Raw genomic sequence first — 17,054 nt, 5'->3', positions numbered from 1 at the left:
GGCTTACTTGACGCGCGCGGAGTATTCGCCGGAGCGGGTGTCGACGCGGATCACCTCGTCCTGGCCGACGAACAGCGGCACGCGCACCACCGCACCGGTTTCCAGGGTGGCCGGCTTGCCGCCGCCGCCGGAGGTATCGCCGCGCACGCCCGGGTCGGTCTCGGTGATCTTCAGTTCGACGAAGTTCGGCGGCTGCACGGCGATCGGCTCGCCGTTCCACAGGGTCACCACGCAGGACTCCTCGCCCTTGAGCCACTTCTCGGCGCCGCCCATGCCGGCCTTGGTCGCCTGCACCTGCTCGAAGGTCTCCGGGTCCATGAAGTGCCAGTACTCGCCATCGCTGTACATGTAGTTCATGTCGGTGTCGACGACGTCCGCGGCATCCAGCGAATCGGTCGACTTCATGGTGATTTCCTGGGTGCGGCCGTCCTTGATCAGGCGGTACTTCACCCGGGTGAACGCCTGGCCCTTGCCCGGCTTGACGTACTCGGTGTCGATGATGACAGCCGGTTGGTTGTTGACCAGGATTTTCATCCCGTTCTTCACGTCGTTCATGCCGTAGCTGGCCATGCTGGAACTCCTGATAAGTGGCAAAACCGGCGCGCGCGTGGCGGCCGGATTAGAATGGAACGCCCGCCGTCGAAGGCGGGCATCTGTTTTTCTGGTCGCCCATGATAACCGCAGCCCTCGCCCCCGCTCCACAGGAATCCCCCGCCCCCCTGCCCGCCGGCCGCTGGCAGGCGCATTGGCGGCAGGCGATCCGTGACCCGGCCGAGCTGCTGGCCGGGCTGGGACTGGAAGCCGCCGACCTGGGCGTGTCGGCGCAGGCGCTGGCGCAGTTCCCGCTGCGGGTACCGCGCGGCTTTGCCGCGCGCATGCGTCCGGGCGACCCGGCCGACCCGCTGCTGCGGCAGGTGCTGCCGGTCGATGCCGAGATGCGGGTGGTTCCGGGGTTCAGCTTCGACGCGGTCGGCGACGGCGCGGCGAAGAAGGCCACCGGCGTGATCCAGAAGTACCGCGGACGCGCCCTGCTGGTGGCCACCGGCAGCTGCGCGATCAACTGCCGCTATTGTTTCCGCCGCCATTTCGACTATGCCGGGGAAAACGCCGCCCGCGGCGCCTGGGAAGAGGCGCTGGCGGCCATTGCCGCAGACCCGTCGATCGACGAGGTGATCCTGTCCGGCGGCGACCCGCTGGCGCTGGCCACCGCCAAGCTGGCGGAGCTGACCACGGCGCTGGCCGCGATCCCCCACGTGCGCCGCCTGCGCATCCACAGCCGGCTGCCGGTGGTGCTGCCCGAACGCGTGGACGACGAACTCGTGCACTGGCTGGCCGGCCTGCCCTGGCCGCTGGCCTTCGTGATCCATGCCAACCACGCCAACGAGTTCGACGCCAGCGTCGATGCCGCGCTGGCGCGCCTGCGCGGCGCCGGTGCGCAGCTGCTCAACCAGGCGGTGCTGCTGCGCGGGGTCAACGACGACATCGACGTACTGGCCGCGCTGAGCGAGCGCAGCTTCGCCGCCGGCGTGCTGCCCTACTACCTGCACCAGCTGGACCGGGTGCAGGGCGTGGCCCATTTCGAGGTCGACGACGCGCGCGCGCTGGAACTGCACGCCGCGCTGCGGGCACGCCTGTCCGGCTACCTGGTACCGAAACTGGTGCGCGAGATCGCCGGCGACACCGGCAAGCGCCCGCTCTGACCGGCGCGCGGCGGCGCACCGGCGGCCGTGCGCCGGTGGCGGCCTTCAGGCCGGGTTCGGCGCGGCGTCCAGCAGCCGCACCAGATCGTCCGAATCCAGCGGGCGTGCCAGCCAGTAGCCCTGCACCAGGTCGCACCCGCGCTCGTTGAGCAGGTCGAACTGGGCCTGGTGCTCGATGCCCTCGGCGACCACGGTGATCCCCAGCGCATGGGCCATCGCGATGATCGCGCTGGTCAGGGCCAGGTCGTCCGGGTCGCGCTGCAGGTCGGCGACGAAGCTCTTGTCGATCTTGACCCCGTCCACCGGCACCTGGCGCAGGTGGCTCAGCCCGGAGAAGCCGGTGCCGAAGTCGTCCAGCCAGACCTTGACCCCGGTGCGATGCAGCTTCTCCAGCAGCGAGGCGGCCAGCATCTCGTCGCCGATCACCGCCGTCTCGGTCAGTTCCAGGTGCAGGCGCGAGGCGGCCAGCCCGGAGACATGCAGGCACTGCTCCACCGCCGCGGCCAGGTCGCCGCTGCGCAGTTGCCGCGGCGACACGTTGACCGAAACGAACAGCTCCTCCCCGGCTCCGTTGCACGGCCACTGCCGCGCCCGCAGGCAGGCCGCATGCAGCACCTTCGGGCCCAGGGTCTGGATCAACCCGCTCTGTTCGGCGATGTCGATGAACATCGACGGCGGGATCGCGCCCAGCACCGGGTGCTGCCAGCGCAGCAGCGCCTCGACGCCGATCAGCATGCGGTCGAGGGTGCGGAAGATCGGCTGGTAGACCAGGTGCAGCTCGCCGCGCTCCCAGGCGCCGCGCAGTTCCTGTTCGAGGTGCAGGCGCCGCTCGACCGCATGGTCCAGCGCGCGGCTGTAGTAGCGGAAGCAGCTCTTGCCGGCCAGCTTGGCCTGGTACATGGCGATGTCGCCGTTCTTGAGCAGCCCGGTGGCGTCGGTGGCATCCTCCGGGAACAGGGTGATGCCGATGGAGCTGCCCAGGAAGATTTCGCGCTCCTGCACCTGCAGTGGCGACCCGAGGTCGGCCACCAGGCGCTTGGCCAGGGCGGTGGCCATGTTCTCCACGCGGCCCGCGTCGTTGCCGATCAGGATCACGAATTCGTCGCCGCCGAAGCGGGCCAGCAGGGCGTCGTCGCCACCATCCTGCCCCACCGCCGCGGCGATGCGCTGGGCGAACTGCAGCAGCGCGTCGTCGCCGGCCTCGTGGCCGAGGGTGTCATTGACCCGCTTGAACTCGTCGATGTCGATGAACAGCAGCGCCAGCCCCTGGCCGGAGGCGCGGGCACCAAGCAGGCGGTGGTCCAGCGCCTCGCGGAACGCCAGTCGGTTGGTCAGGCCGGTGAGCGAGTCGGTGTAGGCCATCTGCCGCACTTCGCGGTCGTGGCGGGCGATGCTCTGGCCCATCCGCCCGAACGTGCGCAGCAGCTCGCCGATCTCGTCGCCACGGCGGGTGTCCTGCTGCTCGACCTGGTAGTCGCCGGCCTCGATGCGGCGCGCGGTCGCGCCAAGCCAGCGGACCGGCTGCACCAGGGTGCGCTGCACATACAGCGCCACCAGGCACGCCAGCCCGACCAGCGCCACCATCATCAATATCACCCAGGCCAGCTGGCGGCGGTTGGCCAGCCCCATGCGCTGCTCCAGCGCGGCCTTGGCCCCGGCCTCCTGGGCGCGTACCGGCGCCAGGTCCATGCCCAGCCGCAGCCCGCCGATGCGCTGCTCGCCGATGCGCAGCGGAAGGTCCACCTCCAGCACCATCGGCGACTCCTGCATCCGCAGCTGCTCGGCGTTGATCGCGCCCTGCGCCAGCGGGTCCTGCATCTGCCGGCCGTAGCCCGCGACCTCGACCGAGCCGTCGTGGATCAGCCGGCCCTCGGCATCGTGCACCAGCACGTAGCTGACCGACTTCTGGCTGGCGGTGCTGCGCACCAGCGCGCCGATCGCGTCCAGGTCGGAGAAGTACAGCGGGTTGACCAGCGCGTCGGCCAGCGACGTCGCCAGCGACGTCCCCTGCTCGCGCACGCTGTCGTCGAACACCTGACTGACCACGCTGCTGCTGGCCTGCAGCAGTTCGCGCTGGGCCGCCGCCTGCCGCGCCAGCAGCACCGCGACGATCGCGATCACCACCAGCACCGCGCCGGCGGCCACGCACAGGAAGCGGGCCTGCAGCCCGAAGCGCGGCCGTTTCATTCGACCTCCATGCGCACCCGGGCCAGGCCGGCGCGCAGCCGGTCGAGCGCGCGCTGGCTGGCCGGGTCCAGGCGATGGAACGCCGAGGTACCGAAGAACTTGCGCAGCGCCGGGCCGGCCGTCGGGTCGTTGCTGGCTTCCAGCAGCACCTCCTGCAGCCGCCTGCGCACCGCCGGATCCATGCCCGGCCGCACCATTTCCACCGCGCGCGGCACGTCTTCGGTCTCGTAGAGCACGCGCATGTCGCGCCGGAACACCGCCGGCACCCGGCGCTCGTCGAGCCAGTCGATACTGCTGACCACGCCGGCGTCGACCACGCGCTTGTGCACGAAGGTCGAGATGTTCAGCTCCGAGCGCGCGAACACATAGCCCACGGTGTCGGCGGTGGGCGTGTCCTGCGGGGTCAGCAGGATTTCCGGGCGCACCCCATGGGCCAGCAGTTCCATCACCGGCACCAGGTAGGAACTGGTGGACCAGACGCTCTGCATCGCCAGCGAGCGCCCCTTCAGCTCCTCCAGGGTGTTGATCGGGCTGTCGCGGCGGACGAAGAACACACTATGGTAGGCCGCCACACCCCCGCGCTCGGTCAGCAGCAGCGGCTCGGCGCCGCTGCGCTGGCGCAGCGCCATGGCGGTACCGGCCGTCTCCGTCACCCAGTCCACCCGCCCCCGCCGCAGGTAGCTGGCCATCTGCTGCATGTCCTTGGCCATCAGGATGCGGCCTTCGACGATCCCCACGTCGCGCATCCTTGGAATCACGTAGTCCAGCAGCGGCTTGAGTTGTTCGTAGTGCGACTTCGGATCGTCGCTCAGACGCCCCAGCACCAGTACCGAACGCTCGGCTGCCGCCGCCACGGCGGGCAACGCCACGGACAACACCAGCGCGGCCCCCCAGAGCCATCTTGAAACACGCAAACCGGCGCTCCCCCAAGAGTGTCCGCACAGACTATCCGAAAAAAACCCGAATGACGGATGTCTCAGTTCTGCCGTTCGTTCGCCAGCCTGGCCATGCGCTGGGCGTCGGACAATATGCCGCGCAGCAGGCGCACCTCCTGCTCGGACAGGTCGGCCTTCATGAACAGGCGGCGGAGCTTGCGCATGGCCGATTCCGGGGCGCGGCCCTTGTGGAAATCGATCTGGTCCAGGGTGTCGCCGAACTGCCCGAACAGCCCTTCCAGCTGCGCGTGGCTGGCCGGCGCCTCGCCGTACCCCGGCTCCGGTGGCGGCGCGGCCTGCCCTTCCAGCTGCGCCATGCGCACCTCGTAGGCCAGCACCTGGACCGCCGCGGCCAGGTTCAAGGAACTGAACTCCGGATCCGAAGGAATGTGCACCGCGGCATGGCACAGCTGCAGCTCGTCGTTGCTCAGGCCGGTGCGCTCGCGGCCGAACACGAAGGCCACCTCCGCCGGCTCGGCCGCCCGCGCCACCGCACGCTGGCCGGCCACCTCCGGCAGCAGCTCCTCCAGCTGGACCCGGCGCGCACGCGCGGTGCAGCCCAGTACCAGCCGGCAATCGGCCACCGCCTCGGCCAGGGTGGCGAACACCGGGGCATCGCCCAGCACGTCCTCGGCACCCGCCGAACGGCGGAAGGCGACCTCGTCCAGCGGCTGCTCCGGGGCCACCAGCACCAGCCTCGACAGCCCCATGGTCTTCATCGCCCGCGCCGCCGCGCCGATGTTGCCGGGATGCTGGGTGCCGACGAGGACGAAACGGATGCGGGTGGAAGCGGACATGGCGAAAAAAGTCAGGAGCGGGACAGCCGCAGATGGTAAACTGCGCGGCCGGCCCGTGCGCCGGGACCGCTCTTTTCCTCCGCCAGTCCGACCCATTCGCCTTCACGGGAGCCCTTCGCCATGCAGAAACCCGCCGTCACCGTCATGGTCAAGGCCGCACGCCTCGCCGGCAACGTCCTGTTGCGCAACATCAACAAGCTCGAAGCGCTCAACGTGGTGCAGAAGGGCCGGATGGACTATGCCAGCGAAGTCGATGGCGACGCCGAGAAGGTGATCGTCAAGGAACTCAAGCGCGCCTACCCGGACTACGGCATCTACGGCGAGGAAGGCGGCCTGCAGGGCAACGGCCGGCAGATGTGGGTCATCGATCCCCTGGACGGCACCAGCAACTACCTGCGCGGCTTCCCGCACTACTGCGTGTCGATCGCCCTGGTCGAGAATGGCGAACCCACCGACGCGGTGATCTTCGACCCGCTGCGCAACGAACTGTTCACCGCCTCCAAGGGCGCCGGCGCGGTGCTCAACGACCGCCGCATCCGCGTGGCCGAGCGCAAGGACCTGGAAGGCACGATGATCCACACCGGCTTCGCCCCGCGCGAGCGCGCCCGTGCCGGCAGCCAGCTCAAGACCGTGGATACCCTGCTGGTGCAGGCCGAGGACATCCGCCGTACCGGTTCGGCGGCGCTGGACCTGGCCTACGTGGCCTGCGGCCGCGCCGATGCCTACTTCGAGGCCGGGGTGAAGGCATGGGACATCGCCGCCGGCGTGCTGCTGGTGCGCGAGGCCGGCGGCAAGGTCTGCAATTACCGCGGCGCCACCCTGGCGCGCATGGACGACAAGGGACCGGAGACCCAGCAGGTGGTGGCCGGCAATCTGAAGGTGTGCGAGGCGCTGCAGAAGGTGATCGTCAACACCGGCCACGCCGCCGAGTTCGATCCGAAGTTCTGATCCGGCCTTTCCCGCGATCCCGGACGGCGCCCGCGAGGGCGCCGTTTCTGTTTCTGGCATGACGTCCGTTGCGGGAGCCGCGAACCGGCGGCCCGCGGCTGCTCCCCCATTCAATGTCACCAGATGAAGGCCTTGGCCTTGGCCTTGTCTTGGCCTTGGTCTTGGCCTTAGCCTTGGCCTTGGCTTTGGCTTTGGCTGTTGCTGTTGCTGGTGCTGTTGCTTTTGACTTCCGGCTCCCCTTCCGCAGCGACGGAGCCGACGGGAATAACCCGAAGGGCGGCGCGCATGGACGCGCGTCGTTTTTCGACGAGACATGGATGTCTCGTCGAAAAATCCCGCCGGCGGAGTGGACCCAGCCCGCTGCGCGGGCTGGGCGCGGAGGCAGGGGCGTGTTTCTCTTGGTTACTTCTCTTTGCACGAACAAAGAGAAGTAACTCGCTCCTGCGAAGCAGGGGCGAAAGCTCTGCTTTCAATCTTCCGCTTTCATGCTTGGCCTCTGGCTTGGCCCTTTGACTATCGCGTTGGTACAGACGTCCAGGGAAAGCCAGAGCAAGGGCGGGAACAGGATCAAAGGCTTTCGCTCCCCTTCGGGGCGCGAGCCACCTTTCTTTGCTCGTGCAAAGAAACGTGGCCCAAAGAAAGCACGCCCTGCCTACGCGCCCGACGCGCTGCGCGCGTCGGGTCCACTCCGCCGCCGGGATTTTTCTACGCGACATCCCTGTCGCGTAGAAAAACGGCGTGCGTCCCTGCACGCCGCCCTTCGGGTTATTCCCGTCGGCTCCGTCGCTGCGGAAGGGGATGCATAGTCAAAAGCGCAGGAGCCAAGGCACAAGCAAGAGCGAGAGCGAGAGCGAGAGCGGAAACGCTGCTCCAATGAAAAACGCCCGGCATCTGCCGGGCGTCCTTGGGGTACCGCGGGTTGTCGAACCGGTTACGCCACCGTCGAAGAACGCAGCGCGGCGATGCGCTCCTCCAGCGGCGGATGGCTCAGGAACAGCTTCTTGGCGGTCGCGCCGGCGATGCCGAACGCCGCGATCTGCGTCGGCAGCGTGCTCTGCCCGTGGTTGAGCTTGAGCCGCTCCAGCGCGGCGATCATCTTCTGGCGGCCGGCCAGGCTGGCGCCACCGGCGTCGGCGCGGAACTCGCGGCGACGCGAGAACCACATCGCGATCATCGTCGCGAACAGGCCGAACACCATCTCCAGCAAGAACACGATGATGTAGTAGGCAAAGCCGCGGCCACTGTCGCGGTTGCCCGACAGCGCGCTGTCGATGATGCCGCCGACCACGCGCGCCAGCACGATCACGAAGGTGTTGAGCACGCCCTGCAGCAGCGCCATGGTGATCATGTCACCGTTGGCGACATGCGAGATCTCGTGGCCCAGCACCGCCTCGGCCTCTTCCTCGCTCATGTTGTGCAGCAGGCCGGTGGACACCGCCACCAGCGCGTTGTTGCGGTTGGCGCCGGTGGCGAAGGCATTGATCTCGGGGCCGTCGTACACCGCCACTTCCGGCATGCCAATGCCGGCCGCCTTGGCCTGGCGCGCCACGGTGTCCAGCAGCCAGCGCTCGGTCGGGTTGCGCGGCTCGGTGATCACCACCGCGCCGGTGCCACGCTTGGCCATGAACTTGGACAGGAGCAGGGAAATGATGGAGCCGCCGAAGCCGAAGATCGCGGCCATGACCAGCAGGCCGCTCATCTGCGACGGGTTGACGCCCAGCACCGACATCACGATGCCGGCCAGGATCAGCACGGCAAGGTTGGTCAACAGGAACAGGCCGATACGGGTAAACATGCGGAAGGGTCCGGTAGGGGTTGGATGAACACGCTAAATCTGCGGTGCGGACAGGTTGAATTCAAGCGCGATTCTGACCGACGATTCAGCTTCGCTGCCTTCCACGTCGATGCCTTCCTCCCCCTACCGCGGCCGCTTCGCCCCCTCGCCCACCGGCCCCCTGCACCTGGGGTCGATGCTGGCCGCCTTCGGCAGCTGGCTTCTGGCCCGGCATGCCGGCGGCCGGTGGCTGGTGCGCATCGAGGACGTGGACCCGCCGCGCGAAGTGGCGGGTGCCGCCGCATCGCAGCTGGCAACGCTGGCCGCGTTCGGCCTGCAGCCGGATGAACCGGTGCAGTACCAGAGCCGCCGCCATGGCCTCTACCGCGCCGCCCTCGAACGCCTGCTGGCCGACGGCAGGGCCTTCCCCTGCCATTGCAGCCGCACCGACCTGGCCGGCCAACACGGCATCCACCGCCACTGCGTCGGCGGTCGCCAGCGGCCGCACCCGGCGATCCGCCTGCGCGTGGCCGACGACACTCATGTCGCCTTCGACGATGGCCTGCAGGGCCACTTCGGGCAGTGGGTGGACCGCGCGGTCGGCGACGTGGTGCTGCTGCGCGCCGACGGTTGCTGGGCCTACCAGCTGGCAGTGGTGGTGGACGATGCCGCGCAGGGCATCAGCGACGTGGTGCGCGGCGCCGACCTGCTCGATTCCACGCCGCGGCAGATCCTGCTGCAGCGCGCGCTGGGGCTGCCGCAGCCGCGCTACCTGCACCTGCCGCTGCTGCTCGACGCGCAGGGCGCCAAGCTCTCCAAGTCGCTGGCGGCACGGCCGGTGGACGCCACCGATCCCTTGCCGACGCTGCGCTGGCTGTGGGCCGCGCTCGGCCAGGAAGCCGCCGAACTGGAGGGCATCGACGCGCTGCCGGCGCTGCTGCAGCGCGCGGTGGCCGCCTTCCAGCCGGGCCGGCTGCGCCGCGACGCCATCCCCGCCGCGCGGCCATTGCCGTGAGGGCGCCCGGTTCACATAGAATCCAGGGTTCCCCAGCGCCTGCGCCTGGAGCGCACACCATGACGACATCCCGTATTGCACTGGTCACCGGCGGCACCGGCGGTATCGGTACCGCGATCTGCCAGCGCCTGGCCGACCAGGGCCATCGTGTCGCCACCAATTTCCGCAATGCCGAGAAGGCCAACCTCTGGCAGCAGCAGATGCGCGCCCGCGGCTACGACATCGCGCTGTTGCCGGGCGACGTGTCCACTCCGGAAGGCGGCCAGCAGCTGGTGCAGGCGGTGGAAGCGGCGGTGGGCCCGGTGGAGATCCTGGTCAACAATGCCGGCATCACCCGCGACACCACGTTCCACCGCATGAGTCCGGAACAGTGGCACGAGGTGATCAACACCAATCTCAATTCGGTGTTCAACGTCACCCGCCCGGTCATCGAGGGCATGCGCCGGCGCGGCTGGGGCCGGGTGATCCAGATCAGCTCGATCAACGGCCTCAAGGGCCAGTACGGCCAGGCCAACTACGCCGCGGCCAAGGCCGGCATGCACGGTTTCACCATCTCCCTGGCGCGCGAGAACGCCGGCTTCGGCATCACCGTCAACACCATTTCGCCCGGCTACGTGGCGACCGACATGGTGATGGCGGTACCCGAGGAAGTGCGCGCCAAGATCATCGCCGACATCCCCACCGGGCGCCTCGGCAAACCGGAGGAGATCGCCTATGCGGTGGCCTTCCTGGTCGCCGAGGAAGCCGCCTGGATCACCGGTTCCAACCTGGACATCAACGGTGGCCACCACATGGGCTGGTAAGCCCCGGCGCCGCCCGCCGCGGCCGTTCTGGCGGCCCATGCTGCGCAGCATGGCATCGATGCTGCACGCCGCCACCGACACCCTCCCCGGGGCATCCCCCCTGTACTTATGGCGGTTGCAAGGCCTGCTGCACTGCGCCATGCTGCGCCCCTACCGTGAAGGAAGAGTGACTGCTTAATGGCTGCGACCCGCATCATCAAGAAGTATCCCAACCGGCGGCTCTACGACACCGAGATCTCCAGCTACATCACCATCGAGGACGTCCGCCAGCTGATCCTGGATGGCGAGGACTTCGAGGTACGCGATGCCAAGAGCGGCGAGGACCTGACCCGCTCGGTGCTGCTGCAGATCATCGCCGACAAGGAGCAGGACGGCGAACCGATGCTGTCCACCCAGCTGTTGAGCCAGTTGATCCGCTTCTACGGCGACTCGCTGCAGGGCTTCATGGGCAACTACCTGGAGCGCAGCATGCAGGTGTTCCTGGACCAGCAGCAGCAGTTCCGCCAGCAGATGGGCAACCTGCTCGGGCAGACGCCGTGGGCGATGATGAACCAGCTCACCGAGCGCAACCTGGAGCTGTGGCAGGAATTCCAGCGCAGCATGGGCGCAGGCTTCGGCCGCCCGCCGGCCGCCGGCGGCAAGACGCCCGAGCCGCCGCCGGCGCCACCACCGGCCGGCAAGACCCGCGGCAACCGCTGAAAGCACGAAGGCCGACGCAAGCGTCGGCCTTCGCATTTGTGTGGCCGCGGCCGCAACCCCGGCCTGGCACCGCGCGCCTCAGTTGCGGCTGCGGGCCGCTGGCGCCGTTGCCGCCGGAGCACGCCGCGCGGGCGAGGTGCAGGCCGAACAGATCCGCTCGACCCTGTAGCCACGCGCGCGCAGCTTCTCGACCACGCCGTCGCTGCCGAGCAGGTGCAACGCGCCGACCACCACCAGGGTCGTGCCCTGCCCGGCCTGCAGGCGCTCCTGCAACGGCAGCAGCCAGGCATCGTTGCGCTCGGTGTTGATGCGCCGGTACAGCGCCGGGTAGTCGCGCTTCATCTGCGCGGCCATGTCGCGCCACAGGGTCACGTCATCGCCGCGCCGCCAGGCGTCGTGCAGGCGCCGGCTCTGTTCGTCGCCCTTGTCCACCTGCTCCAGCGCCTCGCGCAGCAGTTGCCGCTGCTCGTCGCCGCTCATGCCATCGAGCATCGCGATCTGCGCCGCCGCGCTCTCCAGCCCCTGCGCCGGCTTGCCGGCGGTGGCGGCGCGCGCCATCAGGTGCCGGTCCAGCCCGGCCTGCGCATCCAGCCCCTGCCGCGCCATCTGTCCCAGGCTGATGGTCAGCCCCACGAACCAGGGCTTGAGTCCGGCGAGGCGATCGATCGGCAGCCCGTTGGCGGCGGCGTAATCCTGCAGTCGCCGCCAGGTATCCGCATCCAGTTCGTCCTTGAGCAGGCGGCCATCGCGGCGCAGTGCGGCCTGCGCCATCTGCGTGGCCAGCGCGGGCGAGTTCATTTCCTCCGGCGCCAGCTCGAACAGCAGTTGGCCCGAAGCGTCGAAGGCCGCGTCCACGTCCGCCGACAGCGGGTAATCATCGGCCCTGAGCAGGTGAAACGAACCCAGCAGGTAGAGCTCGGCGCCCTTGGGCCCGCTCGCCTTCCACAGCAGCGGCACCGGCGGCGCCTTGGCCGGAGTAGCGGCCGCCGGCACCTGCCGCGCCAGCAACGGCGCCGGCGTGCCCAGCAGCATCACCGATCCCAGCAGCAGCGCCGCGGCGCGGATCATCCATTTCATGTCGCGTCTTCCTGTGCGGGTTTGACGTAGGCTTTCTCGCCGGCTTCGACCGGCAGGTCCAGCCGGTTCTCCGGCGGCGGCAACGGGCAGGTGGCGAACGGGGTGAACGCGCACGGCGGGTTGTAGGCGCGGTTGAAATCGATCACCACCTGGCTCTTGTCGTCCGGCGTCTCCAGGTCGATGTAGCGGCCGGCGGCATAGCTGCCGTGGCCGCTGGTGCGGTCGGCGAAGATCACGAACAGCGGCCGGCCCGGCTCGCCCAGCGCCTCCAGCCGCCAGGTGCGGCCATCGCGCTCGAATTCGATGGCGCCGGCGTTGGCCTGTTCGGTGGTCAGGCCGGTGATGTCGACCACCGGCAGGGTCTTGCCGGCATCGTGCGGCATGAAACGCGCGGTGATGCGCCAGGACGCATCGGCCGGCCAATACTCCAGGTGGCCGAAATGGGCGCGTGCCGGAGCGTCGGCGTGCCTGACCCGCAGCGCGTGGCGCGGCCCGCGATGGATCAGGCTCAACGTGCCCTTGCCCCCATCGAAGGTGATCATCGTGGGACTGGGCTCGTCATCGGCATGGAACGGGATTCGGCCTTTCACCGGCTTGCCGTCGACCTGCACCGCGACGCCCCGCTCGGGCGTGAACCAGTAGCGCCCCGCCTCGTGCACCACCATGCCCAGCCGTGGCGGGCCCATCGCCAGGCGGATGCCACTGGTGCTGCCGCTGCCGATGTAGTGGGCCTTCAGTTCCAGCCAGTGCAGGCCGATCAGGCTGGTCCAGCCATCGGGCTGCAGCAATTCGGCCTGGCGCTGTTCGCGCCAGATGTCGTTGTTCATCAGGAACGCCGGATCGAAGCGCGGCGCGTCGGGCCCCGGTGCCGGCCGGTCGCCGCCACCGCAACCGGCCGTCGCCATCGCCGCCAGCAGCAGTGCCATGCCTGCCCATCGTTTCATCGTCAACGCCCCCGCAGGAACCAGCGGTCGATCTCCGCCAGCGAAAAGCGCGCCCAGGTCGGGCGGCCGTGGTTGCATTGCCCGGAGCGCTCGGTGGCTTCCATGTCGCGCAGCAGGGCATTCATTTCCGGAACCGTCAGCCGCCGGTTGGCGCGCACCGCGCCATGGCAGGCCATGGTCGAAAGCAGTTCATCGCGCGCGCTGGCCACGCGCCGGCTCTGGCCGTGTTCGCGCAGGTCGGTGAGCACGTCGCGCAGCAGCCCCTCCGGTTCGGCATTGGCCAGCAGCGCAGGAATGCTGCGCACGTGCAGCGAACCGGGGCCGGAGCGGGTCACCTCGAAGCCGAGTTCGGCCAGCGTCGCCGCCTCGCGCTCGGCGGTGTCGGCATCGCGTTCGCCCACCGCCAGGGTGATCGGCACCAGCAGCGGCTGCGCATGCAGGCCGATGCCATCGTGCGCGGTCTTGAGGCGCTCGTAGCCGATGCGCTCGTGCGCGGCATGCATGTCCACCACGATCAGGCCTTCGGCATTCTCGGCCAGGATGTAGATGCCGTGCAGCTGCGCGATGGCATAGCCCAGCGGTGGCACTCCGCTGTCGGCGGTCGTCGCCGGCAGGCCCGGGCTGCCGCCAGCAAGCGCGGCCGGTGTCGCGGCGTCGGCCGGCGGCGCATACAGCGCGGCATAGGCCGCCGGCGCCTCGGACACCTGCAGCCCCAGCGGCGACTGCCGCGGTGCCCAGCCACCACCACCGGTGCTGCCCGGCGGCCGCGACAGGTAGGCACCGGCCTGCGCGCCCGCGGACAGGGACGGCGCGGCGGCCGCACCCGGCAGCCCGGCCGCCGGCTCCAGGCCCGCGCGGGTTTCGGCCAGCGCATCCTTGAGCGTGCGGTAGACGAAATCATGGATCAGCCGCGCATCGCGGAAACGCACTTCGTGCTTGGCCGGATGCACGTTGACGTCCACCCGCGCCGGGTCCAGTTCCAGGAACAGCACGTAGGCCGGCTGGCGGCCGTGGTAGAGCACGTCGCCGTAAGCCATCTTCACCGCATGCGCGACACTGCGGTCGCGTACCGAGCGGCCATTGACGTACAGGTACTGCTGGTCGGCGCTGGCGCGCGAGTACTGCGGCTGCGCGATCCACCCGTGCAGACGCAGGCCGGCCGCGCTGTGGTCCACGCGCAGCGATTGCCGCGCGAAGTCCTCGCCCAGGGTTTCGCCCAGGCGCGCATCGGAGTACAGGTCGCCGGGCTTGTAGCGGCGCGACGGCTTGCCGTTGTGCGACACCCGCAGTTCCACGTCCGGACGCGCCAGCGCCAGTGAACGCAGCCATTCCTCGATATGGCCCAGTTCGGTGCGCTCGGCGCGCAGGAACTTGCGCCGCGCCGGCACGTTGTAGAACAGCTCGCGCACTTCCACGGTGGTGCCCGGCGCATGCGCACGCGGCGTCACTTCACCGATCTTGCCGCCCTCGATCTGCAGCGCGGCGCCGTGTTCGTCCTGCGGCTGGCGCGACGCCAGGGTGAAGCGGCTGACCGAGGCGATCGACGGCAGCGCCTCGCCGCGGAAGCCCAGCGTGGCGACAGACTCCAGGTCGTCGAGCGAGGCGATCTTGCTGGTGGCATGGCGCGACACCGCCAGCGGCAACTGCGCCGCGGCGATGCCGCCGCCATTGTCGCGGATGCGGATCAGGCGCACGCCGCCTTCCTCGAGGTCGATGTCGACACGGGTGGCGCCGGCATCGAGTGCGTTCTCGACCAGTTCCTTGACCACCGACGCGGGGCGCTCGACCACTTCGCCGGCGGCGATCTGGTTGATCAGTATCTCGGGGAGCGGACGGATGGTGCTCATGCCGCGCGTTCCGGGAAACCAGCGGGGCGCAGCAGGGGAATGAAATCGCTATCTCGCATCGCTAGATGATAGCCGCCCCGCCGCCGGGTGTAGCAGCCAGTCGCCCCTCACCCCGCCAGTGGCGGCACTGCGCCCGGGGCACGGGAGGTGCGGGTCGATGACGGATGCGATCCGAATGACTGCAGCCGCCGGACGGGATGCACGGCGCTGGCGCGCGCCGTGTTTACTTGCTGCCGCCGGCCACGGTGCCCGCGGCGGCTTCCATCTCGGCCTGCGCACGCGCGGCGAACAGCGTGCCCGGCGGCGGCTGCCGGCTGAAATAGGTGTGCACGCCGTCGAGCACGGCACCGGCGACGCGGCGCTGGTAGGCCGGGTCGGTAAGGCGGCGCTCCTCGTCCGGGTTGGAGATGAAGGCGGTTTCCACCAGCATCGCCGGCATGTCCGAGGTGCGCAGCACCGCGAAGTTCGCCCGCTCCAGGTTGGGCTTGTGGTTGTTGCCGATCCGCTTCAGCCCACCCAGCACGTGGCTGGCGGCATCTTCGGAGGCCTTCATGTTGCCGCTCTGGGCCAGATCCAGCAGCACGTTGGCCAGGGTGCCCTCGGTCCGCTGCAGGCTGACGCCGCCGATCAGGTCGGCCGCGTTTTCCTTGTCCGCCAGCCAGCGCGCGCGCTGCGAGGACGCGCCCTTGGTGGAAAGCACGTACACCGACGAGCCGGTGGCGGCGCGGTTCTCCGCCGCGTCGGCATGGATCGAAATGAAAATGTCGGCCTTGGCCGCGCGCGCACGCTGGGCACGCTGCGGCAGCGGGATGAACACGTCGGTGTCGCGGGTCAGGTAGGCGCGCAGGCCGGGCGTGGCATTGACCTGCCGCGCCAGCTCGCGCGCCACCGCCAGGGTGACGTCCTTCTCGCGCTTGCCGGTCGGACCGATCGCCCCCGGGTCCTGGCCGCCATGGCCGGGATCGATGGCGACCACCAGCGTGCGCATGCCCGGCTGCATGCGGATGCGCGAAGCATCGCTGGGCATGACCGGACGCGGGGCCGGCTGTTCGTCGGCCGGTACCGGTACAGGCGCGGGTGCCGGGGTCGGTGCAGTCGCCGAGGCGACCACGGCCGGCACGCTCGCCTGTCCGTTGAGAATGGCGGCCGGCGAAGGCGCGTTCGTGGCGGCCACCGCCGTCGTGGTGGGCACAGGGGTGTTGGCGACGGTAGCCGGCGGGGCAGGCGCGGCGGACGCCTGCTGCACCACCGCCGCGGTCAGTGCCGCCGTGGCACGGGCGGCCTCGCGGCGCGCCTCGGCGCTGCCGGGCTGCGCCGGCAGCGGGGTCGCGGACGCATTCGCCGCCACCGGCCGGGTACTGGCGCCGCTGGTCTCGCCGGGCCATTCGATCAGCAGCCGCGACTCGGCGCCCTGCCCCTGCAGCTGCGGCTTGAACGCCACCACCGACTCGGCCAGGTCGAACACCACCCGGAACGTGCCCGGCGCCGGGATCCCGGTGCGCACGGCGGTGACGACACCGGCGGCGGCGGGCAACTTGAGCCCGCGGACGGCGGTCGAATCCGGGAAATCCACCACCAGGCGGTTCGGCCCGGCCAGCGACAGGGTCTTGTAGCTGCCACCGCCGGCCAGCTGGATCTCGGCACGGGTACCGGTGCTCCCGGCCTGCACGGCGACGCTGCGGATCTCACCCGCCCACGCCGAAGCGCCAGCCAGGCAGAGTCCGGCGACACAGGCAGACAGGGCGATCAGGCGGCTTCCCTTGAGCATGGGCGGATTCAATCACCGGAATTGCGTAATTGCAACACCTTTTCCCTTAATAATCCGCAACCTGCCACACTTTCCTTCCATCAGGCGGCAGGAAACCCCTGCAAGTGGCCCGATTGCCCCAGGCGCGACAGCCATGCCTGGCCGGCCGGGGAGCAGGCCTGCAGCCGCGCCCGGCGGCCCGCACCGTGCATGTCCAGCGCCACCCGCAGGTCCAAGGGCGGCAGTGCCGCGCCGCCCCGCTCCGGCCATTCGACCAGCCACAGGTCGGCCTCGGCCTCGTCCAGGCCCAGGAAATCCAGTTCGCCGGCATCGCCGATCCGGTACAGGTCCAGGTGCCAGGCCTCGCCGGCCGGCAGCGGGTAACGTTCGACCAGGGTATAGGTGGGGCTGCGGATCGCCCCCTGCACGCCGAGCGCCCGCAGCAGCGCGCGCGCCAGGGTCGATTTGCCGGCACCCAGGTCGCCGTGCAGGTGGACCACCGCCGGCGTCGGCCGGGTCGCCGCCAGGGCCGCGCCCAGCTGGTCGGTGGCCGCGGCATCGGGAAGAAACAGTTCGATCAT

15 protein-coding genes are annotated in these 17,054 nt (G+C 69.7%); 5 read left to right on the top strand and 10 right to left on the bottom strand.

The window, feature by feature from the left end; all coding sequences use genetic code 11:
- Window positions 1-3 precede the first annotated feature (3 nt).
- The gene (gene efp, locus QQA12_RS07155) at window positions 4-570 is read right to left on the bottom strand and encodes an elongation factor P (RefSeq protein ID WP_054665025.1); all 567 of its coding nucleotides are present in this window, start codon (window positions 568-570) and stop codon (window positions 4-6) included.
- Between the two features lie 101 nt (window positions 571-671).
- On the opposite strand from efp, the gene epmB reads away from it, so the two are divergent.
- Complete coding sequence (gene epmB, locus QQA12_RS07150; protein WP_054665022.1) at window positions 672-1,700, top strand: EF-P beta-lysylation protein EpmB; 1,029 nt, start codon at window positions 672-674, stop codon at window positions 1,698-1,700.
- A 45-nt stretch (window positions 1,701-1,745) separates the two neighbouring features.
- Here the strand turns inward: epmB and QQA12_RS07145 are convergent, their stop codons facing one another.
- The 3 genes from QQA12_RS07145 to QQA12_RS07135 all read right to left on the bottom strand — a co-directional run bounded on the left by QQA12_RS07145 (window position 1,746) and on the right by QQA12_RS07135 (window position 5,619).
- Entirely contained in the window at window positions 1,746-3,887 is a 2,142-nt protein-coding gene (locus QQA12_RS07145) for an EAL domain-containing protein (RefSeq protein WP_226050320.1), read from the bottom strand.
- A complete protein-coding gene (locus QQA12_RS07140; protein WP_226050457.1) occupies window positions 3,884-4,765 on the bottom strand; it encodes a phosphate/phosphite/phosphonate ABC transporter substrate-binding protein in 882 nt (293 codons plus the stop codon). The genes QQA12_RS07145 and QQA12_RS07140 overlap by 4 nt, the downstream gene beginning before the upstream one ends.
- A gap of 98 nt (window positions 4,766-4,863) precedes the next feature.
- Window positions 4,864-5,619 (bottom strand): RNA methyltransferase, encoded by a 756-nt coding sequence (locus QQA12_RS07135; protein WP_054665014.1) that lies wholly within the window; start codon window positions 5,617-5,619, stop codon window positions 4,864-4,866.
- 120 nt (window positions 5,620-5,739) lie between these two features.
- Here QQA12_RS07135 and QQA12_RS07130 point away from each other — a divergent pair, with 120 nt between their 5' ends.
- Window positions 5,740-6,567, top strand: coding sequence for an inositol monophosphatase family protein (locus QQA12_RS07130; protein ID WP_054665011.1), 828 nt, complete (start codon window positions 5,740-5,742; stop codon window positions 6,565-6,567).
- Between the two features lie 931 nt (window positions 6,568-7,498).
- On the opposite strand, the gene htpX is transcribed toward QQA12_RS07130, so the two are convergent.
- Window positions 7,499-8,362, bottom strand: coding sequence for a protease HtpX (gene htpX / locus QQA12_RS07125; RefSeq protein ID WP_226050319.1), 864 nt, complete (start codon window positions 8,360-8,362; stop codon window positions 7,499-7,501).
- 109 nt (window positions 8,363-8,471) lie between these two features.
- Between htpX and gluQRS the strand changes: the two genes are divergently transcribed.
- From gluQRS to phaR, 3 genes are all read left to right on the top strand, one after another.
- Window positions 8,472-9,356, top strand: coding sequence for a tRNA glutamyl-Q(34) synthetase GluQRS (gene gluQRS, locus QQA12_RS07120; RefSeq protein WP_054665002.1), 885 nt, complete (start codon window positions 8,472-8,474; stop codon window positions 9,354-9,356).
- Window positions 9,357-9,415: 59 nt separating this feature from the next.
- A complete protein-coding gene (locus QQA12_RS07115; RefSeq protein ID WP_226050318.1) occupies window positions 9,416-10,159 on the top strand; it encodes a beta-ketoacyl-ACP reductase in 744 nt (247 codons plus the stop codon).
- A 177-nt stretch (window positions 10,160-10,336) separates the two neighbouring features.
- Entirely contained in the window at window positions 10,337-10,858 is a 522-nt protein-coding gene (gene phaR / locus QQA12_RS07110) for a polyhydroxyalkanoate synthesis repressor PhaR (RefSeq protein ID WP_054664996.1), read from the top strand.
- A gap of 78 nt (window positions 10,859-10,936) precedes the next feature.
- On the opposite strand, the gene QQA12_RS07105 is transcribed toward phaR, so the two are convergent.
- The 5 genes from QQA12_RS07105 to tsaE form a co-directional block, all read right to left on the bottom strand.
- Window positions 10,937-11,890 (bottom strand): TraB/GumN family protein, encoded by a 954-nt coding sequence (locus QQA12_RS07105; RefSeq protein WP_226050456.1) that lies wholly within the window; start codon window positions 11,888-11,890, stop codon window positions 10,937-10,939.
- A gap of 41 nt (window positions 11,891-11,931) precedes the next feature.
- Window positions 11,932-12,861 carry a DUF1684 domain-containing protein gene (locus QQA12_RS07100; protein ID WP_233324824.1) on the bottom strand — a complete coding sequence of 310 codons (930 nt, stop codon included), beginning with the start codon at window positions 12,859-12,861 and terminating at the stop codon, window positions 11,932-11,934.
- A gap of 20 nt (window positions 12,862-12,881) precedes the next feature.
- On the bottom strand, window positions 12,882-14,726 hold the full coding sequence (gene mutL, locus QQA12_RS07095) for a DNA mismatch repair endonuclease MutL (RefSeq protein ID WP_226050316.1): 1,845 nt from the start codon (window positions 14,724-14,726) through the stop codon (window positions 12,882-12,884).
- 223 nt (window positions 14,727-14,949) lie between these two features.
- Window positions 14,950-16,494, bottom strand: a complete 1,545-nt coding sequence (locus QQA12_RS07090) for an N-acetylmuramoyl-L-alanine amidase (protein ID WP_226050315.1) — start codon at window positions 16,492-16,494, stop codon at window positions 14,950-14,952.
- A gap of 80 nt (window positions 16,495-16,574) precedes the next feature.
- Window positions 16,575-17,054 carry a tRNA (adenosine(37)-N6)-threonylcarbamoyltransferase complex ATPase subunit type 1 TsaE gene (gene tsaE, locus QQA12_RS07085; RefSeq protein WP_104940177.1) on the bottom strand — a complete coding sequence of 160 codons (480 nt, stop codon included), beginning with the start codon at window positions 17,052-17,054 and terminating at the stop codon, window positions 16,575-16,577.

The sequence above is a fragment of the Stenotrophomonas sp. 17(2023) genome (assembly GCF_030345315.1).
Lineage (GTDB): Bacteria > Pseudomonadota > Gammaproteobacteria > Xanthomonadales > Xanthomonadaceae > Stenotrophomonas > Stenotrophomonas acidaminiphila.
Note: the sequence above shows the minus strand (reverse complement) of the source record. Positions and strands in the feature narration are given on the sequence as shown.